The organism is Sphingopyxis sp. 550A (assembly GCF_053569535.1).
Window position 1 is genome coordinate 1,703,183 of the sequence record NZ_CM131615.1, and the last position, 18,953, is coordinate 1,722,135.

Sequence of the window (18,953 nt, forward strand, 5' to 3'; positions counted from 1 at the left end):
CGTCAGTCCCTCAAATGCAATTTCATGCCGACATGGCTCTGCAAGAAGCCGAGCCGGGCATAGAAGCGGTGCGCCGCGGTGCGTGTAGACGACGACGTCAATTGGACAAGCTTGCAATCGCGTGCGCGGCACTGGTCCACCGCCCACAGGATCATCTGCTCGCCCAGTCTCTGTCCGCGCAGGTCGGCGACGATGCGCACCGCCTCGATCAGTCCGCGCCAGCTTCCGATAAAGGAAAGCCCCGGCAGGAAGCTCAGTTGCATCGTCCCGACGACGCGGCCGCCCAGTTCCGCCGCGATCAGGCGCTGGTTCGGGTCGGCGTCGATCGCCTCGAACGCGGCGAGATAACGCGGGTCCGATGGGTCGGCCTCGCGGCCCGGCGGAATCACATCCTCGGCGAGCATGGCGAGGATCGCGGGAAGGTCGGCCTTCGTCGCGTCGCGGAGGATAAAGCCGCTCATTCGGCCGCCTCGATCTTGGCGAGCAGCGCCTCGACCTGCACCTGTGCGCCCGCGACGGCATTGAGTTCGGCGACGACGCCGTCGAACGGCGCGGTCAGGCTATGCTCCATCTTCATCGCCTCGAGCGTCAGCAATTTCTGCCCTTTGGTTACCGCGTCACCCGCTGCGACATCGACCGCGATGATCTTGCCCGGCATCGGCGACAGGATCGCGCCGTCACCGGCGCTACCGCTCGCACCCCCAACCGCGCGCCATGGCGACAATTGCCAGACCGAGCCCGCTTCGGCGATCAGCATCGATGGCGCGGGCTCGTCGGCGCCGGGGCCGTGGAGCGTCACGTCCACGCGTTTGCCGTCGAGCAGGAAGGGCACGCTGCGCACATCGGGGGCGTTGAGGCGAAAGCCCGATTGGAGCGAGCGCGGCACCATCGCCATCGCAGCGTTGGTCAGCGCTTGGCTCGATGGCGCCGGCTCGGCGGCCATGCGGTCGCCGTCGCGGCCGATCAGCCCCGTATCGACCGTACCCGCCACGAAATCGGGATGATCGAGCGCGGCAATCAGGAAGGCCGCGTTCGTTTTTACCGGCCAGATCGCGCTGTCCTCCAGCATCTCCGACAGCATCGCGCGCGCTTCCTCTCGATCCTCTCCATAAGCGATGACCTTCGCGATCATCGGATCGTAGAAAGGGGAAACCTCGGCGCCCTCGTAAACGCCGGTGTCGATGCGGCCGAGATGTTCGGGAAGCTGGAAGAGTTCGAGCGTGCCGATCGAGGGCAGGAAGCCCTTCGCCGGGTCTTCGGCATAGAGCCGCGCCTCCATCGCCCAGCCGTTGATCGCCAATTGCTCTTGCGTTAGCGGCAAGGGCTCGCCCGATGCAACGCGAAGCTGCCATTCGACCAGATCGACGCCGGTGATTTCCTCGGTCACCGGATGCTCGACCTGAAGGCGCGTGTTCATTTCCATGAACCAGATGCGGTCGGCGCGCAGGCCCTCGCTGGCGTCGGCGATGAATTCGATCGTCCCCGCGCCGACATAGTCGACCGCCTTCGCGGCGCGCACCGCGGCGGCGCAAAGCTCGGCCCGCGTCGCTTCGTCCATGCCGGGGGCAGGAGCTTCCTCGATCACCTTCTGGTGCCGCCGCTGGAGCGAGCAGTCGCGCTCGAACAGGTGGACGACGTTGCCGTGGGCGTCGCCGAACACCTGCACCTCGATATGGCGCGGGGTCAGGATATATTTTTCGATCAGCACATGGTCGTTGCCGAACGACGCCGCCGCCTCGCGCTGGCACGAGGCGAGCGCGTCGGCGAAATCGGCCTCGGCATCGACCTTGCGCATCCCCTTGCCGCCGCCGCCCGCGACCGCCTTGATAAGGACGGGATAGCCGATCTGCGCGGCCTGCTCGGCGAGGAAAGCGGGGTCCTGATTTTCGCCCATATAGCCCGGCGTCACCGGCACCCCGGCCTCGGCCATCAGCTTCTTCGCGGCGTCCTTCAGCCCCATGGCGGTGATCGACGACGGTTTCGGCCCGACCCACACGAGCCCCGCATCGAGGACCGCCTGCGCGAACTCGGCATTTTCGGACAGAAAGCCATAACCCGGATGGATCGCCTCGGCCCCGGTCGCCTTGGCGGCGGCGATGATCTTCTCCCCCACCAGATAGGATTCACGCGCCGGCGACGGCCCGATATGCACGGCTTCATCGGCCTCGCGCACATGGAGCGCCTTGGCGTCGGCGTCCGAATAGACCGCAACGGTCCTGATGCCCATCTCGCGCGCGGTGCTGATAATGCGGCAGGCGATCTCGCCACGATTGGCGATGAGGAGGGATTGGATCATGGCCGATCCTCCCCGGCACGGGGAGGGGGACCATCCGCAGGATGGTGGAGGGGCACAGGCGGTTTGCCTTGTCGTTCGCTGATCTTCATCGCCCGTTCCTTGCACACGTCCATTATCCGCATCATCGCGCTCTCCAAATTGGTCATGATCGCCGTTGCCGGCACGCGCAGCGTCGCGACATGCTGCGACTTCAGGAAATTTGATCGGACCGCATCCTGTCGCGCAGCGCGCTCACCGTCATGCGTTCGCCCATCGACCTCGATCGCCAGCCGCACCGCCGGACAATAGAAATCCAGAATATAGATGCCCGCCGGGTGTTGGCGTCGAAACTTGAAACCATCCGGCCGCCCTCGCAACACCCGCCAGAGCATCCGCTCGGGAAGGCTCATTTCGCTGCGCAATTTGCGGGCGCGTTTCAGTGTGGCGCGGGGGCCGGTGATCATCGAGGGTGCCCCTCCACCATCCTGCGGATGGTCCCCCTCCCCGTGCCGGGGAGGATCTTATAGCGCTGCACCGTCATCACATCCTGAACACGCCGAAGCCGCGGTCTTCGACCGGGGCGTTCAGCGTTGCGGCGAAGGCCAGCCCCAGCACGTCGCGGGTCTGCGCGGGGTCGATGATGCCGTCGTCCCAGAGGCGCGCGGTGGCGTGATAGGGGTTGCCCTCGTCCTCGTACTTCTGGCGGATCGGCGCCTTGAAGGCTTCGGCCTCTTCGGGCGTCCATTTGTCGGCGTCGCGGTGGACGGTCGCCAGCACACTCGCCGCCTGCTCGCCGCCCATCACGCTGATCCGCGCATTGGGCCAGGTGAAGAGGAAACGCGGCGAATAGGCGCGCCCGCACATGCCGTAATTGCCCGCGCCGAAGCTGCCGCCGATTAGCACGGTGATCTTCGGCACCGTCGCGGTGGCGACTGCGGTCACCAGCTTCGCGCCGTGCTTGGCGATGCCTTCGGCCTCATATTTGCCGCCGACCATGAAGCCGCTGATGTTCTGGAGGAAGAGCAGGGGAATGCGTCGCTGCTGCGCCAGTTCAATGAAATGCGCGCCCTTGACCGCGCTCTCGCTGAACAGCACGCCGTTGTTCGCGAGGATCGCGACCGGAAGACCCCAGATATGCGCGAAACCGCAGACGAGCGTGCTGCCGTAGTTCGCCTTGAACTCGTGAAATTCGCTGCCGTCGACGATGCGCGCGATCACCTCATGGACATCGTAAGGCGCGCGCACGTCCTGCGGGATGATGCCGTAAAGCTCCTCCGCGGCATATTTGGGCGGGCGCGGGTCTTTCATCGTCACCTCGAAGCCTTGCTCGGCGCCGAAGGTCGAGACGATGTCGCGCACGATCGTCAGCGCATGTTCGTCATTCTCGGCGAGGTGATCGACGACGCCCGATTTCTTCGCATGCAGGTCTCCGCCGCCCAGGTCCTCGGCGCTGATCTCTTCGCCCGTCGCGGCCTTCACCAGCGGCGGGCCGGCGAGGAAGATGGTGCCCTGATTGCGGACGATCACCGTCTCGTCGCTCATGGCGGGCACGTAAGCGCCACCCGCGGTGCAGCTTCCCATCACGCAGGCGATCTGCGGGATGCGCTTGGCGCTCATATTCGCCTGGTTGAAGAAGATGCGCCCGAAATGGTCGCGGTCGGGAAAGACCTGATCCTGATGCGGCAGATTGGCGCCGCCGCTGTCGACGAGATAGAGGCAGGGCAGGCGGTTCGCCTCGGCGATCTCCTGCGCACGGAGATGCTTCTTCACCGTCATCGGATAGTAAGTGCCGCCCTTCACCGTCGCGTCGTTGCAGACGATCATCGCCTGCCGCCCCGACACGCGGCCAATGCCGGCGATCATGCCGGCGCCCGGCACCTCGCCTTCATACATGTCGCCCGCCGCAAGCTGCCCGATCTCGAGGAAGGGCGAGCCCGGATCGAGCAGCCGCTCGACCCGCTCGCGCGGCAGCAGCTTGCCCCGCGAAGTATGCCGCTCGCGCGACTTTTCGTTGCCGCCGAGTGCCGCTGCGGCGACCCGCGCATGGAGTTCGTCGCGCAGGCCGCGATTGTGCGCGGCATTGGCGCGAAACGCGTCGCTTTCCGCATCGATCATCGTTCCCAGAACAGGCGCGCTCACGTCTCTCACTCTCCCGCTGAAGTCTGGCGGGATACCCCGCCGCTCGTCGACCCACAAGGACCGCAGGCCGAAAATGGTTGGCATTGAAACCGGATCGTCACAGGCCTATGCCCTATCGCATCCCCCATGAAAGCAAGGCCGACCCCATGAAAAAGACCGTCTTCGCCATCCTTCTGTCCACCGCCGCGATCGTCGCGGGTCCGGTCGCCTGTTCGAAGGGCGGCGACAAGGCCGACGCCAGCTACACCGTCGGCACCGAACTCGGCATCAGCAAGACCGCGATGGACACCAGCGTGAAGCCCGGCGACGACTTTTACGCCTATGCCAACGGCAATTGGCAAAAGACGACCGCGATCCCGGCGGACCGCTCGTCGACTGGCGCCTTCTACATAGCCTTCCTCGAAACCGAAAAGCGCACCCGCGAGCTGGTCGATGCGATCGTCAAGAGCGGCGGCGATCCCAAGACCGACGACGGCCGCATCGCCGCTTTCTACAATGCCTATATGAACACCAAGGCGATCGACGCCGCGGGGATGAAGCCGGTCGAGGCCGATCTCGCGCGCTTCGCGGCGATCACCGACAAGGCCTCGCTGTCGAAGGTGCTGGGTGAGCAGACGCGCGCCGACGTCGATCCGCTGAACGCGACCGATTTCAACACCGAAAATCTGTTCGGCATCTTCGTGACGCAAGGGCTCGCCACGCCCGGTGAGGTGATCCCCTATGTGCTGCAGGGCGGTCTCGGCCTTCCCGAGCGCGAATATTATCTGTCGGCCGATCCCAAGATGGCGACGATCCGCACGCAGTATCAGGCCTATATCGCCAAGCTGCTGACCGCCGCCGGCCAGAGCGATGCCGAGGCGAAGGCGAAGCGCATCTACGACCTCGAGGTCAAGATCGCGAAGGCGCACGCGAACCGCGAGGACAGCGAGGATTTCGCCAAGTCGGCGGGCGTCTGGGCGAAGGGCGATTTCGCGACCAAGGCGCCGGGCATCGACTGGGACGCATATTTCGCGGCCGCCGGGCTCGACAAGGCGGCGAAGTTCGGTGCCTATCATGCGCGGGCGATCACCGGCCTGTCGGCGCTCGTGGCGTCGGAGCCGCTCGATACGTGGAAGGACTGGCTGGCGTTCCATCAGATCAACAGCCACACCGACGTGCTTCCGAGCGCGCTCGATAATGCGCACTTCGCTTTTTACGGCACGACGCTTTCGGGCACACCGGAGCAGCGCAGCCGCGACAAGCGCGCGCTCGATGCGCTGAACACCGACCTCGGCGACGCGGTCGGCCGCGTCTATGCCGAGAAATATTTCCCGGCATCGGCGAAGGCCGAGGTCGGCGATATGGTGAAGGGCATCAAGGCGGCGTTCGCCACGCGCGTAAACGCGATCGACTGGATGGCCCCCGAAACCAAGAAGGAAGCGATCAAGAAGGTCGAGACGATCGTCGTCGGCGTCGGCTATCCCGAAACCTGGCGCGATTACGGCAGCTACACCGTCAGCACCGACAATGCCTATGCCAACGAAGTCGCGGGCGAGAAGGCCGAATATGCGCATCAGCTCGCCAAGATCGGCAAGCCGATGGACAAGGCCGAATGGTGGATGACGCCGCAGACGGTCAACGCCGTCAACCTGCCGGTACAGAACGCGCTGAACTTCCCCGCCGCGATCCTGCAGCCGCCCTTCTTCAACGCCGCCGCCGACCCCGCCTATAATTATGGCGCGATCGGCGCCGTCATCGGGCATGAGATCAGCCACAGTTTCGACAACAACGGTGCGGCCTTCGATTCGACCGGGGCGCTGCGCAACTGGTGGACGGCGGCCGATCTCAAGAAGTTCGAGGAAGCCGGCGCCGCGCTCGCCGCGCAGTTCGACACCTACAAGCCGTTCCCCGACCTCGCGGTGAACGGCAAGCTGACGCTGGGCGAGAATATCGCCGACGTCGCGGGCTTGCAGGCCGCTTACGACGCCTATCACGCCTCGCTCGGCGGCAAGGCCGCGCCGGTGATCGACGGCTTCACCGGCGATCAGCGCTTCTTCATCGCCTATGCGCAGACCTGGGCGACCAAGATGCGCGACGAGGCGCTGCGCGCGCGCATCGCGACCGACGGCCATGCGCCGGGCATGTACCGCGCGCTCACCGTCCGCAACCTCGATGCCTGGTACAAGGCGTTCGACGTCAAGGAAGGCGACAAGCTCTACCTCGCGCCCGACAAGCGCGTGCGCGTGTGGGGATAACGCCAAGGCAGGGCGGGGCATCAATCGGCCCCGCCTTCCTTCTTCGCGGGCCTCTTGCGGATCAGGTGACTGTAGACGCCGACCAGGTTGATGCAGAGCAGCGCGACATTCTGCCAGCCGATGCCTTCGCTGTCGGGTTGCAGGAAGCCCCAGGCGATCAGCGCGAGGCTGCTTGTCACGAAGATCACGAACGCCCAGCCGTTCCACCGCTCGCCGAGATTGAGCGACACGAGCAGCGCCGCAAGCGTCGCCGCGGCGGCGCCATAATATTGCAGCGCGTCGAGCAGGGTCTGATTCATGCGAAACCGCCGATCAGGGCGAAAAGCCCCGCCCCGCTTAGCACGGGCCAGGCGATGTGGCGGCCCTTCGTATAAACGGCGTTGAAGAGGCCCGTCGCCAGCCAGGCTGCGCCGATGGCTGTCAGCAGCCCCTTCGGTGTGCCCGGCCACGCAACCGCCGCCGCCGAAACGAGCATCAGCACCGATGTCGCGTGCCAGGCGAAGCGGACGATCCGGCGGACCAGCGCGTCGGCGAGCAGACCGCCGCCGCTCCGCAGCAGCGGCGCGATCAGGCGCCGGTAGCCGAGCAGCGAATGCACCAGCGCTGCCGCCACCATGAAGGCAGCCGACAGCCCGGTCCAGATCATGCGCCGGCGCCGATCAGTTCGCGGCCGATCAGCATCCGGCGAATCTCGTTGGTCCCCGCACCGATGTCGAGCAGCTTGGCGTCGCGCCAGTAACGCTCGACCGGCCAGTCCTTCGTATAGCCCGCGCCGCCGAGCGCCTGGATCGCCTCGCCCGCGACCTTCACCGCATTCTCGCTCGCGAGCAGGATGCAGCCCGCGGCGTCGAAGCGCGTCGTCTGCCCCGCGTCGCACGCCTTGGCGACATTATAGACGTAGGAGCGCGCAGACTGGAGCATCACATACATGTCGGCGATCTTCGCCTGCATAAGCTGGAACGACCCGATCGGCTTGCCGAACTGCTTGCGCTCGCGAACATAGGGAATGACCGTGTCGAGGCACGCCTGTATGATACCGAGCTGAAGCCCGGCGAGGACGACCCGCTCATAATCGAGTCCCGACATCAGCACGCCGACGCCGCCGTTCTCCGGTCCCATCACCTGGCTTTCGGGCACTTCGCAGTCGGTAAAGACGAGCTCGGCGGTCGGCGAACCGCGCATCCCGACCTTGTCGATCTTTTGCCCGATGCTGAAGCCCGGCATGTCCTTTTCGATCAGGAACGCGGTGATCCCGCGCGATCCCGCCTCGGGGCTGGTCTTGGCATAGACGACCAACGTGTCGGCATAGGTTGCGTTGGTGATCCAGAACTTCGTGCCGTTGAGGATGAAGCGGTCGCCCTTCTTCTCGGCCTTCAGTTTCATCGACACGACATCGCTGCCCGCACCCGCTTCGGACATCGCAAGGCTGCCGACATGCTCGCCGCTGATCAGCCTGGGAAGATATTTCGCCTTCTGCTCGGCATTGCCCCAGCGGCGAATCTGATTGACGCACAGGTTCGAATGCGCGCCGTAGCTGAGGCCGATCGCGCCCGACGCCCGCGAGACTTCCTCGACCGCGATGACATGTTCGAGATAGCCGAGCCCGAGCCCGCCCCATTCCTCTTCGACAGTGATGCCGTGCAGGCCGAGCGCGCCCATCTGCGTCCACAGTTCGTCGCGCGGGAACCAGTCCTCGGCGTCGGCTCTGGCGGCGAGCGGTGCGATCTGCTCGTCGGCGAAGCGGGCGGTGGTCTCGCGGATCATGTCGGCGGTTTCGCCGAGCGCGAAGTCGAAATCGGGGGTAGCGCGCATGAGCATCCCTTCGGTCAGGGGCGGAACATCGTCCCTGTCTGCCCGAAAGCGCGTTCATATGAAAATTGAAACTACGCGCGATTCAGCATAAGGAAAATTTATGATCAAGCGGTCCCACATCCGGCAGTTCCTCGCGGTCGTCGACGCCGGCAGCTTCACCCGCGCCGCGCAGCAGATTCGCGTGACCCAGCCTGCGCTGTCGACGGGCATCGCCGACCTCGAACGCATCGTCGGCGCGCCGCTCTTCATCCGCAATCGCCGCCAGATCCGCCTGACCGAGGCGGGCGGGCGCTTCCTGCCGATCGCGCGCGACCTCGAACGCGGCTTTCGCGCCGCCGACGGCTTCGGCCGCGTCGAAGAGGGCGACAAGCCGCTGCTGCGGCTCGGGACGATCCGGTCAGTTCCCGGCGAAATTCTGCAGAATATCGCGGCCCTGCTTGCACGCGATTTCGGGCTCGAGATCAGCGAGAATAGCGAGTCCGAACTGCGCGCGGCGATCCACGGCAGGCGTCTCCACATGGCGATCGTCCCGCTGCGTCCCGGCGAGCGAGCGCCCGATGTCGTGCCGCTCTATGAAGAGCCTTTCGTGATGTTCGTCGCCGCCGATCATCCGCTCGCGGGGCGGGATGAGGTCGACCCGGAAGAGCTGGCCTCCGAAACGATGATCGCCCGCCGGTCGTGCGAATTGCTCGACGCGACCAGTCGTTTCTTCACCCGCCGCCGCGTCCGCCCGCGCTTCGCGTTGCGCAGCGACAGCGACGAGCGCTGCCTGCGGATGGTTGCCGCGGGAGTCGGGATCACCACCGCGCCCATATCGCTGGCGATCGGCGGCGTCGCCCCGCTGAAGGTCACAGGCTATGACTTCCGGCGTGAACTGGGACTGGTCCTCGATCCGGCGTGGCGAGCCTTGCCCGCGGTTGAGCCGCGATTGAGCCGCGTCCTCGAAACGATCGGCTCGATCGGCACCGAATGGCGGCAGGAAAAAGTCGATGCCGCCGGATGAGCCAGCGATCTCACAAGCCAGACTTGCAACGCCCAAAGGCCATAATGTTTGCCCATGGGCCGGGCGCGGCGTTACGGCGACCGGCATATCCCGTCCATTTGGACGTAGGGCGAAATGAAGAATGCGCTAATCCGTTGCCCGGCGGACATATGAGGAGGCTGGTTGGTGTCGTCTGATTTGCGGGCAGGATCGTCCGGGTTGACCCATCTCGATCGGCTGGAGGCCGAGAGCATATATATCATGCGCGAAGTGATGGCCGACGCCGCCAAGCCCGTCATGCTCTATAGCGTCGGCAAGGACAGCGCGGTGATGCTGCACCTGGCGCGCAAGGCCTTCTATCCCTCGCCGCCGCCGTTTCCGTTGCTGCACGTCGACACCACGTGGAAATTCCGGGCCATGTACGAACTGCGCGACCGCATGGCGCGCGAGAGCGGCATGGAACTCATCGTCTATCAGAACCCCGAAGCGAAGGAGCGCGGGATCAATCCGTTCGATCACGGCCCCTTGCACACCGACATGTGGAAGACCGAAGGGTTGAAGCAGGCGCTCGACCTTTACGGCTTCGACGTCGCTTTCGGCGGCGCGCGGCGCGATGAAGAGAAGAGTCGGGCGAAAGAGCGTATCTTCTCGTTCCGCACCGCAAGCCATGGCTGGGATCCCAAGAAGCAGCGTCCCGAGCTTTGGAACCTCTACAATGCGAAGAAAGCGAAAGGCGAGAGTATCCGCGTCTTCCCGATCTCGAACTGGACCGAGCTCGATATCTGGCAATATATCGCGCGCGAAAATATCCCGATCGTCCCGCTCTATTTCGCCGCGCCGCGACCGACCGTGGAGCGCGACGGGCTGTTGCTGATGGTCGACGACGACCGCTTCCCGCTGAAGGAGGGCGAGGTGCCGGTGGAACGTTCGGTGCGCTTCCGCACCCTCGGCTGCTACCCGCTCACCGGCGCGGTCGAGAGCGAGGCGGCGACCTTGTCCGAAGTGATCCAGGAAATGCTGCTGACCACGACCAGCGAACGCCAGGGCCGCGTCATCGACAAGGACGGCGGCGACGCGTCGATGGAAAAGAAGAAGCAGGAGGGGTATTTTTGACCCGCCACGTCAATCTTCAGATTGACGAAGGGTCAACCCCCGCGAAGGCGGGGGCCTCTTTCGGAACCAATGGACGAAGCGGGATTGCGCTGCGAGTCACGCGCCTCGCAGCGCCCTTCGCGGGAATAACGAAGTTAAAGATATGACCGACCCTATCTATGTCACCGACGCGCTGATCGCCGAGGACATCGACGCCTACCTCGCGCAGCACGAGAAGAAGTCGCTGCTCCGTTTCATCACCTGTGGCTCGGTCGATGACGGCAAGTCGACGCTGATCGGGCGGCTGCTCTATGACAGCAAGATGATCTTCGAGGATCAGCTCGCCGCGCTCGAAGCCGACAGCAAACGCGTCGGCACGCAGGGGCAGGAGATCGACTTCGCGCTGCTCGTCGACGGCCTCGCCGCCGAGCGCGAGCAGGGCATCACGATCGACGTCGCCTACCGCTTCTTCACCACCGAAAAGCGCAAGTTCATCGTCGCCGACACGCCGGGGCACGAACAGTACACGCGCAACATGGTCACAGGCGCTTCTACCGCCGACCTCGCGGTGATCCTGATCGACGCGCGCAAGGGGGTGCTGACGCAGACGCGGCGGCACAGCTTCCTCGCGCATTTGCTCGGGATCAAGCACATCGTGCTCGCGGTGAACAAGATGGACCTTGTCGGATACGACAAGGCGGTGTTCGACCGCATTACGCTCGCCTACCGCGCCTTCGCGAGCGAGATCGGCATCACCAGCTTCACCGCGATCCCGATTTCGGGTTTCAAGGGCGACAATATCACCGGCCTTTCGGTGAACACGCCCTGGTTCAAGGGACCGGCGCTGATCGAGCATCTCGAGAGCGTCGAAATCGGCAGCACCGCCGCCGAAGCGAAGCCCTTTCGCATGCCGGTGCAATGGGTCAATCGCCCCAATCTCGATTTCCGGGGCTTTTCAGGGCAGCTTGCCAGCGGAGTGGTTAAGCCGGGCGACGCGGTGCGCATCCTGCCGAGCGGCAAGACGACGACCGTCGGCCGCATCGTGACGCTCGACGGTGACCAGCAGGAAGCCGTCGCAGGCCAGTCGGTGACGCTGACGCTCGCCGACGAGGTCGATTGCTCGCGCGGCGACGTGATCGCGGCCGCCGATGCACCGCCTGAGGCCGCCGATCAGTTCGAGGCGACGCTCGTCTGGATGGCCGATGAAGCGATGATCCCGGGCCGCGCCTATTGGCTGAAGCTTGCGACGCAAAGCGTGTCGGCGACGGTGCAGGCGCCGAAATATGAGATCAACGTCAACACGCTCGACCATCTGGCGGCGAAGACGCTCGATCTGAACGGCATTGGTGTCGTCGAACTGTCGACCGACAAGCCGGTCGTGTTCGAATCCTATGCCGACAATCACACGCTCGGCGGCTTTATCCTGATCGACAAGCTGACCAATGCGACCGTCGCGGCGGGGATGCTGCATTTCAGCCTGCGCCGCGCGCAGAATGTTCATTGGCAGGCGACCGACATCGACCGCGACATGCGCGCGAACCTCAAGAACCAGCGCCCCGCGCTGCTTTGGTTCACCGGGCTGTCGGGGTCGGGCAAGTCGACGATCGCCAACCTCGTCGAAAAGAAACTGCACCGGATGAACCGGCACAGCTTCCTGCTCGACGGCGATAATGTCCGGCACGGGCTCAACCGCGACCTGGGGTTCACCGAGGCCGACCGGATCGAGAATATCCGCCGCGTCGGCGAGGTCGCGAAGCTGATGACCGATGCCGGGCTGATCGTCATCACGGCGTTCATCTCGCCGTTCCGCGCCGAGCGTGAGATGGTGCGCGCGATGCTGCCCGAAGGCGAGTTTCTCGAAATCTTCATCGACACGCCGCTGGCCGAGGCCGAACGCCGCGACGTCAAGGGCCTCTACAAGAAGGCGCGCGCCGGACAGCTCAAGAATTTCACCGGGATCGACAGCCCCTATGAGGCACCCGCCACGCCCGAGATCCGCATCGACACGACCGCGATGTCGCCCGAGGCAGCGGCCGATCTGATCATCGATCGCTTGTTGGGGTGAGCATGACCGAGAATGACGAGCAACTCGCCGCCCGCCTCGCGACCGCCGCGGGGGCGATCCTGATGACGCTTCGGACGCGAGGCGATCTTGCGGGCAAGGAACTCGGCAAGGCCGGGGACGCCGAGGCCAACGCGCTCCTGTGCCGCGAACTTCGCGCCGCGCGTCCCGACGATGCGCTGTTGTCCGAAGAAGAGAAGGACAATCCGGCGCGTTGCGACCGGAGCCGCGTGTGGATCGTCGATCCGCTCGACGGTACCCGCGAATATGGCGAGGGGCGCGACGATTGGGCGGTGCATGTCGCGCTGGCCATCGACGGCATCGCGACGGTGGGCGCGGTCGCGCTGCCGGGGCTGGGCATCACGCTGACCTCGGGCCACCCGCTGCCGCTTCGCCCCGCAAACGCGCCGTTCAAAATGCTCGTCAGCCGCACGCGGCCTGCCGCCGAGGCCGTCTTCGTCGCGGAGAGACTGGACGCGGAGCTTGTCGCCATGGGTTCGGCAGGCGCAAAGGCGATGGCGGTGGTGCGCGGCGAGGCCGATATCTACCTCCACACCGGCGGCCAATATGAATGGGACAATTGCGCGCCCATTGCGGTGGCGCAGGCCGCCGGACTGCACGTCAGCCGCGCCGACGGGGCACCGCTTCGTTATAACAGGCCGGATCCGTATCTTCCCGATCTGTTGATCTGCCGAAAGGAATTGGCCGCGGACGTCCTCCGGCTCGCCGCGGAATATTCTCACGCCTGACGGCCAAGCCATTGCCAGCAAGGCCGGCGCGCCCTAATTCGGTTGCATCGAAAAACCGAACCACGGGAGACGCGCGATGACCGACCTGCCTGAAACCAACACCGTCATGGTGACGCTCGTGAAGCCCGAGGGGCAGCTCGAGGTCTATTTCGAGCGCCGCGCGATGCCTGAGCCGAAGCCGCACGAGGTGCTGGTCAAGGTGCTGACGACGCCGATCAACCCATCCGACCTTGGCCTGTTGTTCGGCGGCGCCGACATGACGACCGCGCGCGCGGGAACGCGTGACGGGCTGCCGATGATCACCGCCGATGTGCCGCCGGCGGGAATGCGCGCGATGGGTGGACGGATCGGCGATGCGCTGCCGATCGGCAACGAAGGCTGCGGCACCGTCGTCAAGGCCGGGGACTCGCCCGAAGCGCAGGCGCTGCTCGGCAAGACCGTCGCGCTGCTCGGCGGCGAGATGTATGCCGAATATCGCTGCCTGCCCGTACAGATGGTGATGCCGCTGCCCGAGGGCACCGATCCGGTGGACGGTGCTTCCTGCTTCGTCAATCCGCTCACCAGCCTGGCCTTTACCGAAACGATGCGGATGGAAAATCACAGCGCCATCGTCCACACCGCCGCCGCCTCCAACCTCGGCCAGATGCTCGTCAAGATTTGCGCCAAGGACGGCATTCCGCTCGTCAATATCGTACGCAGCGACGCACAGGTCGAGATATTGAAGGGCATCGGCGCGCAGCATATCGTCAACAGCAGCGATGAGGGTTTCCAGGACAAGCTGGTTGCGGCGATCGTCGAAACCGGCGCGACGCTGGGCTTCGACGCGATCGGCGGCGGCAAGCTGGCGGGCCAGATCCTCTCGGCGATGGAAGTGGCGGCGGTGAAGCGCATGACCACTTACAGCCGCTATGGTTCGGACACGTTCAAGCAGGTCTACATCTATGGAGCGCTCGACGTCGGTCCGACGATTCTCAACCGCAGCTTCGGCCTGACCTGGTCGCTGTCGGGCTTTCTGCTCACCCCCTTCATGGCGAAAGCGGGGATGGAGGTCGTCGGCCGTATGCGCCAGCGCGTCGTCGATGAACTGACGACCACTTTCAAGAGCCATTACAGCCACGAAATCTCGCTGACCGAAGCGCTGAACCTCGACACGGCGCACGCCTATAATGCGAAGCGGACCGGCGAGAAATATCTGATCCGTCCGCATGGGTGAAGAGGTGCGGGGGCGATTAGGATAGAATAGCGAAGGGTTGCCTTCGACCGCAAAAGCGGCGCTCCTCGTCTCATAGCCTCATCATTCCCGCGAAAGCGGGAACCCAGCGTGGCGGAAGCCGACGCACGCTCTGGGTTCCCGCTTTCGCGGGAATGACGAAGGTTGGGAAGGGCCGCAATCCACCCCCGTTTTCGGTCATTCACCGTTGATCCATATCCTCGATATCCGATCCACGGACTCCTGTATCCGGACCGGGCAGGGGACGGATCAGGGCGTCGGCAATTCCACAGCTTCAGGCATGGTCTTGTCGACCGGCGCCGGAACAACGTCGGTCACGCCGGGAAAATCCATCCGAGTCATGACCTGTCCGGCACAGCTGTAGGTTGCGCGATTCTCGATTCTGGCTTCCACCATCCGCGCAGCCGCATCGGGCTGGAAAGCCGCCATCGCGGCCCTGGCATCATCGAAATTCCGCGCATAGCCCATGCCGCTGTACCTGCCGCCTGCGGCAAGCTGCGCATCGAGAAAAGGCGTCGCGTCGGCCAGATAGGTATATTCGCCTGCCTTGACCTCAAAAGCCGGAGCGCCGAAACAATTGGTCGTGTTGGGCAGAACCGTGCCCACGGCATCGGTCTGCAATATATACCAGCCCGGGGTCAGTTTAACGACCTGCAATTCATAGGCGGCCTTTTTGTCCCGGCTGACGAATTCGCTGCCGTAAGTGGTGTGATCCCCTTTTTTCTTCCAGTCGCGCGGTTGGTAGAAAAGGTCGCCATTCTCACGGTCGAAACGACGGATCTGAACGCGGCCGGAGCGCCCCGCGCTTCCGGCGTCGTTGCGGCGGAAGGCAAGGACCAGCCCGCCCTCGTTTTCGGCGAGCGCAAGCGGTACCTTGGGATCGACTTTCTTGCCCAGGAACAGCGAGGGCGGACCCGCCAGCGGGCCGCGCATGTTCAGCCTGTCATCGGCGACAGGGGTGAAGCTGGTCATTTCGGTAACCTCGCCTTCGACCGCTTGTGCGCCGACCATGGTTTCGAAATAATTTTGCCGCTCGGCGTCCGACAAGGCGGCTATCTTCGCGCTCTGTGCCGCGGGAAGCTCGACCAGCCGCCATCCCTTGATCAGCAAACAGTTGCGCCGGTTGGCGCGGCGCATCTGGCCTTCGACGATCGCCGCACCGATGGCCGCGCCGATTCCGCCGCCGATTCCCGCCGCAAGCGGCGAGATGGCGGGATTATATAGCGCGGGATTGTATATCGGCACCGACCCGGCCGGCGTCTGCGATCCCCGTGCGATCAAGCGGCAGGTTTGCCAATCGGCATCATATTCCGCCCGGGTGGCGCCGGGCTTGTTGTAAAAGCGGCTGTCCTTGAGATCGCGCGCCGCGTCTTCGGCGATTTCCTCGGGCGTGTCCGCCCCGCTGTTCGCCGCGCGCGCCGCAACCGGCTGCACCATCAGCGCAGCCGCCGTCAAAGACACTATCGCCTTTTTCATATCTGCTCCCCCTTTGACCCCCGAGCCGAAGCCCAAGGCTTCTGCGCTGGTATCGAAGGGCGCGGAGTGGGCATCCCAGCCGCGATTTTCGACGACGCCTAGCGCTTCATGCACTGACGCGTGTCGTCGCGCTTATATTCGCTGCAGTTCCACAGCGCCTTCTCGAACCCCGCCTTGTCGTCGCGGAGATAGGAGAAGGTCATCGCTGCACGCTGCATGTCGCTCATCGTGTCGCTGTCGGGTTTGAGCGTCGGATTGGTCCAGCCCATGAACTTGCAATAGGGCTTGTCGCCGCAGAGGCGGAGCGCGGTCGTGACGAAACTTTCGGGCGCGGCGCGGCGGTCAAGCGCGACATAGATGGTGTCGCGGCCAGCGGCTTCGCCGGCGCCGGCGACGACCTTCGGCGCGCCGACCGCGGCATTGGCGTCGACCCCCGCGAGTTCGATCGGCGGCGCGCCGACTGCAAGCGCGTGGGCAGGGGAGAGCGCCGCCATTTTGGCGACCCCGCCGTCATTCCCCGACACGGTACCGCGAAACGCGCCCGGCGTTCCCCAATAGCCCGGCCAGCGGAAGAAGAGGTGGGTGTCGACGATCGCGATCTTTTCCAGGCTGTCGCTCCAATAGGGGCGCACCCAGTCGGTGTGATAATGGGTCGCGAGCCCGACCCTGGGGTCGGTCGTTCCCGACAACATGCTGTCCGCATTCGCCTGCGCCCGCGTCCAGGCGGCGTCCGAATAGCGGCGGTTCAGCGCGCCGTCGCAGGTGAAGGTGAATTGGCATCCGGTGGTACGCTCGGACCCCTGAAACACGACGCCGCAGATCGACTTGGGAAAGGCGGGATGCCGCGCCCGATTGATCACCACCTGCCCGACCGCAAGCTGCCCCTTCGAATCGTCGCCCGCCTCATAGAGCATTGCCGCGGCAAGGCAGTCGCGCGCGCGGACGCGGGCGTCGCCGCTTCCGGCATAGAGGAAGGGCCGCGCGGCGACGAACCCCCTGGTGACGAGCGGAATCTCCGCGTTCTGCGCGCGGGCGTCGGCTTCGGTGACCGGCGCGAGTTCCATCGGCTGGACGTCGGGAACGACATCGGCGGGCGGCGCGACCGGGTGCGGCCGCGCGCCATGCCGACCCGCGTTCGTCTGTCCGCTGGCATAAAGCACCGCGACGATCGCCGCGGCGGCGATCAGGACGAACAGCCAGCCGGTCCAGTCTAGACGCGGCGTCGCCGCTGGGCAGTCGCGCCGCAGCGACGTCGCCGATGAATCGCCGGTCAGGCGCATTCGAGGGGTCAGATTTCCGGCAGGAAGTCGGGAACCGAAAGATAGCGCTCGCCGGTGTCGTAGTTGAAGCCGAGGATGCGCGTGCCGGGCGGAAGCTCGGCCAGCTTCTGCTCGATCGCCGCCAGCGTCGCGCCCGACGAGATGCCGACGAGCATGCCTTCCTCGGTCGCGGCGCGCAGCGCCCAACGCTTGGCGTCGGCGGCCTCGACCGTGATCACCCCGTCGAGAAGGTCGGTATGGAGATTGCGCGGGATGAACCCGGCGCCGAGGCCCTGGATCGGATGCGGGCCCGGTTGGCCGCCCGAAATGACCGGCGATTGGGTCGGCTCGACCGCGAACACCTTCAGGTTCGGCCAATGCTGCTTGAGGAACTGCGTCACCCCGGTGATATGGCCGCCGGTGCCGACGCCGGTGATCAGCACGTCGATCGGCGTGTCCTTGAAATCGGCGAGGATTTCCGGCCCCGTGGTGCGGAGGTGGACGTCGACATTCGCTTCATTCTCGAACTGCTGGGGCATCCAGGCGCCGGGGGTCGTCTCGACCAGTTCGATCGCCCGCTCGATCGCGCCCTTCATCCCCTTTTCGCGCGGGGTGAGGTCAAAGGTCGCGCCATAGGCGAGCATCAGGCGCCGGCGTTCGAGCGACATGCTTTCGGGCATGACGAGGATCAGCTTGTACCCCTTGACCGCGGCGGCCATCGCCAGGCCGATGCCGGTGTTTCCCGACGTTGGCTCGACGATGGTGCCGCCGGGCTTCAGGCTGCCGTCGCGCTCGGCCGCCTCGATCATCGCCAGGCCGATGCGATCCTTGATCGAACCGCCGGGATTGCTGCGTTCGGACTTGATCCAGACTTCGGCGTCCGGAAACAGCTTTGCCATGCGGATATGCGGCGTGTTCCCGATGGTATCGAGGATCGAATTGGCTTTCATGATCGGTACGCTCTTTCCTTGAATTCAAACCGCGGGTCGCGGCGGACGCGGTTCGGCCAGTCTCCGGCGCGCAGCCACTGGCTTTCGTCCGCCAGCGCAGGCGTCGGCGCGGGTTGTAACGAGGCGAGCAGATACTGTCCATAAGGCCAGTCCCCGATGCCCGAGTCGGCGTTGATGTGCCCGAACGGTCCGGCGTTGACGAAGCGCGCGTCCCACTGGCGCGCGAGGCGCCAGACATAGGCGGTCTTGGCATAGGGATCATCGTCGCTCGCCACGACGATAATTGGCGTCTGCGACGTGAAGCCGGGGGTGTCGGCGAAGCCGGTGATGCGCTTTTCGTGCCGCAGTCGCCCAAGGTCGGGCGGCGCGACGAGCAGCGCCCCCGCGATACGAGCCCGCGTCGGAGTGCTCGCCGCCGCGAACCAGTGTGCGAAGGCGTGGCAGCCGAGGCTGTGCGCGGCGATCAGCACCGGCGCGCTTTCGGCCTCGATCGCCTCGGCGATCCGGCGCGTCCACGCTTCGCGGTCGGGGTGCGACCAGCGGCCGAGTTCGACTCGCTCGGCGTTCGCGAACTTGCGTTCCCACAGGCTCTGCCAGTGAGTCGGGCCGCTGTTGTGAAGGCCCGGAATGGTCAGGATTTTATGGCGAATTTGGCTGCCTTGCATGGCGGGTTCTCCATCGATGGGAGGAGG

17 protein-coding genes are annotated in these 18,953 nt (G+C 65.1%); 6 read left to right on the plus strand and 11 right to left on the minus strand.

All coding sequences use genetic code 11. The features are described from left to right. Positions 1 to 2: 2 nt before the first annotated feature. From ACVENA_RS08215 to ACVENA_RS08230, 4 genes are all read right to left on the minus strand, one after another. Positions 3 to 461: an N-acetyltransferase family protein gene (locus tag ACVENA_RS08215; RefSeq protein ID WP_449328382.1), complete on the minus strand. Its 459-nt coding sequence runs from the start codon at positions 459 to 461 to the stop codon at positions 3 to 5. Next, positions 458 to 2,296: an acetyl/propionyl/methylcrotonyl-CoA carboxylase subunit alpha gene (locus ACVENA_RS08220; protein WP_449328383.1), complete on the minus strand. Its 1,839-nt coding sequence runs from the start codon at positions 2,294 to 2,296 to the stop codon at positions 458 to 460. Before ACVENA_RS08220 ends, ACVENA_RS08215 begins: the two co-directional genes overlap by 4 nt. Next, positions 2,293 to 2,739 carry an endonuclease domain-containing protein gene (locus ACVENA_RS08225; RefSeq protein ID WP_449328384.1) on the minus strand — a complete coding sequence of 149 codons (447 nt, stop codon included), beginning with the start codon at positions 2,737 to 2,739 and terminating at the stop codon, positions 2,293 to 2,295. The genes ACVENA_RS08220 and ACVENA_RS08225 overlap by 4 nt, the downstream gene beginning before the upstream one ends. Before the next feature lie 76 nt (positions 2,740 to 2,815). After that, positions 2,816 to 4,414, minus strand: a complete 1,599-nt coding sequence (locus ACVENA_RS08230; RefSeq protein WP_449328385.1) for a carboxyl transferase domain-containing protein — start codon at positions 4,412 to 4,414, stop codon at positions 2,816 to 2,818. A gap of 146 nt (positions 4,415 to 4,560) precedes the next feature. On the opposite strand from ACVENA_RS08230, the gene ACVENA_RS08235 reads away from it, so the two are divergent. Further along, entirely contained in the window at positions 4,561 to 6,648 is a 2,088-nt protein-coding gene (locus tag ACVENA_RS08235; protein ID WP_449328386.1) for a M13 family metallopeptidase, read from the plus strand. 20 nt (positions 6,649 to 6,668) lie between these two features. Here ACVENA_RS08235 and ACVENA_RS08240 read toward each other — a convergent pair whose 3' ends face one another. The 3 genes from ACVENA_RS08240 to ACVENA_RS08250 are packed head-to-tail and all read right to left on the minus strand — an operon-like array spanning position 6,669 to position 8,460. Beyond that, the gene (locus ACVENA_RS08240; protein ID WP_257550002.1) at positions 6,669 to 6,947 is read right to left on the minus strand and encodes a hypothetical protein; all 279 of its coding nucleotides are present in this window, start codon (positions 6,945 to 6,947) and stop codon (positions 6,669 to 6,671) included. Then, a complete protein-coding gene (locus tag ACVENA_RS08245) occupies positions 6,944 to 7,294 on the minus strand; it encodes a hypothetical protein (protein WP_449328387.1) in 351 nt (116 codons plus the stop codon). The genes ACVENA_RS08240 and ACVENA_RS08245 overlap by 4 nt, the downstream gene beginning before the upstream one ends. Further along, the gene (locus ACVENA_RS08250) at positions 7,291 to 8,460 is read right to left on the minus strand and encodes an isovaleryl-CoA dehydrogenase (protein ID WP_449328388.1); all 1,170 of its coding nucleotides are present in this window, start codon (positions 8,458 to 8,460) and stop codon (positions 7,291 to 7,293) included. The genes ACVENA_RS08245 and ACVENA_RS08250 overlap by 4 nt, the downstream gene beginning before the upstream one ends. 100 nt (positions 8,461 to 8,560) lie before the next feature. Here ACVENA_RS08250 and ACVENA_RS08255 point away from each other — a divergent pair, with 100 nt between their 5' ends. The 5 genes from ACVENA_RS08255 to ACVENA_RS08275 all read left to right on the plus strand — a co-directional run bounded on the left by ACVENA_RS08255 (position 8,561) and on the right by ACVENA_RS08275 (position 14,558). Next, positions 8,561 to 9,463 carry a LysR family transcriptional regulator gene (locus ACVENA_RS08255; protein ID WP_449328389.1) on the plus strand — a complete coding sequence of 301 codons (903 nt, stop codon included), beginning with the start codon at positions 8,561 to 8,563 and terminating at the stop codon, positions 9,461 to 9,463. Positions 9,464 to 9,703: 240 nt separating this feature from the next. Beyond that, positions 9,704 to 10,555: a sulfate adenylyltransferase subunit CysD gene (cysD, locus tag ACVENA_RS08260; RefSeq protein ID WP_449328913.1), complete on the plus strand. Its 852-nt coding sequence runs from the start codon at positions 9,704 to 9,706 to the stop codon at positions 10,553 to 10,555. Between the two features lie 142 nt (positions 10,556 to 10,697). Further along, positions 10,698 to 12,599 (plus strand): sulfate adenylyltransferase subunit CysN, encoded by a 1,902-nt coding sequence (cysN, locus tag ACVENA_RS08265; RefSeq protein WP_449328390.1) that lies wholly within the window; start codon positions 10,698 to 10,700, stop codon positions 12,597 to 12,599. Positions 12,600 to 12,601: 2 nt separating this feature from the next. Beyond that, on the plus strand, positions 12,602 to 13,345 hold the full coding sequence (locus tag ACVENA_RS08270) for a 3'(2'),5'-bisphosphate nucleotidase CysQ (RefSeq protein WP_257550012.1): 744 nt from the start codon (positions 12,602 to 12,604) through the stop codon (positions 13,343 to 13,345). Between the two features lie 76 nt (positions 13,346 to 13,421). After that, on the plus strand, positions 13,422 to 14,558 hold the full coding sequence (locus ACVENA_RS08275; protein ID WP_449328391.1) for a zinc-binding dehydrogenase: 1,137 nt from the start codon (positions 13,422 to 13,424) through the stop codon (positions 14,556 to 14,558). A gap of 267 nt (positions 14,559 to 14,825) precedes the next feature. Here the strand turns inward: ACVENA_RS08275 and ACVENA_RS08280 are convergent, their stop codons facing one another. The 4 genes from ACVENA_RS08280 to ACVENA_RS08295 form a co-directional block, all read right to left on the minus strand. After that, the gene (locus tag ACVENA_RS08280; RefSeq protein ID WP_257550016.1) at positions 14,826 to 16,052 is read right to left on the minus strand and encodes a hypothetical protein; all 1,227 of its coding nucleotides are present in this window, start codon (positions 16,050 to 16,052) and stop codon (positions 14,826 to 14,828) included. A 98-nt stretch (positions 16,053 to 16,150) separates the two neighbouring features. Beyond that, the gene (locus ACVENA_RS08285; protein WP_257550018.1) at positions 16,151 to 17,332 is read right to left on the minus strand and encodes a cell wall hydrolase; all 1,182 of its coding nucleotides are present in this window, start codon (positions 17,330 to 17,332) and stop codon (positions 16,151 to 16,153) included. An 8-nt stretch (positions 17,333 to 17,340) separates the two neighbouring features. Continuing rightward, positions 17,341 to 18,261, minus strand: a complete 921-nt coding sequence (cysK, locus tag ACVENA_RS08290; protein ID WP_257550020.1) for a cysteine synthase A — start codon at positions 18,259 to 18,261, stop codon at positions 17,341 to 17,343. Continuing rightward, positions 18,258 to 18,926: an RBBP9/YdeN family alpha/beta hydrolase gene (locus ACVENA_RS08295; RefSeq protein ID WP_449328392.1), complete on the minus strand. Its 669-nt coding sequence runs from the start codon at positions 18,924 to 18,926 to the stop codon at positions 18,258 to 18,260. The genes cysK and ACVENA_RS08295 overlap by 4 nt, the downstream gene beginning before the upstream one ends. Between the last annotated feature and the right edge of the window lie 27 nt (positions 18,927 to 18,953).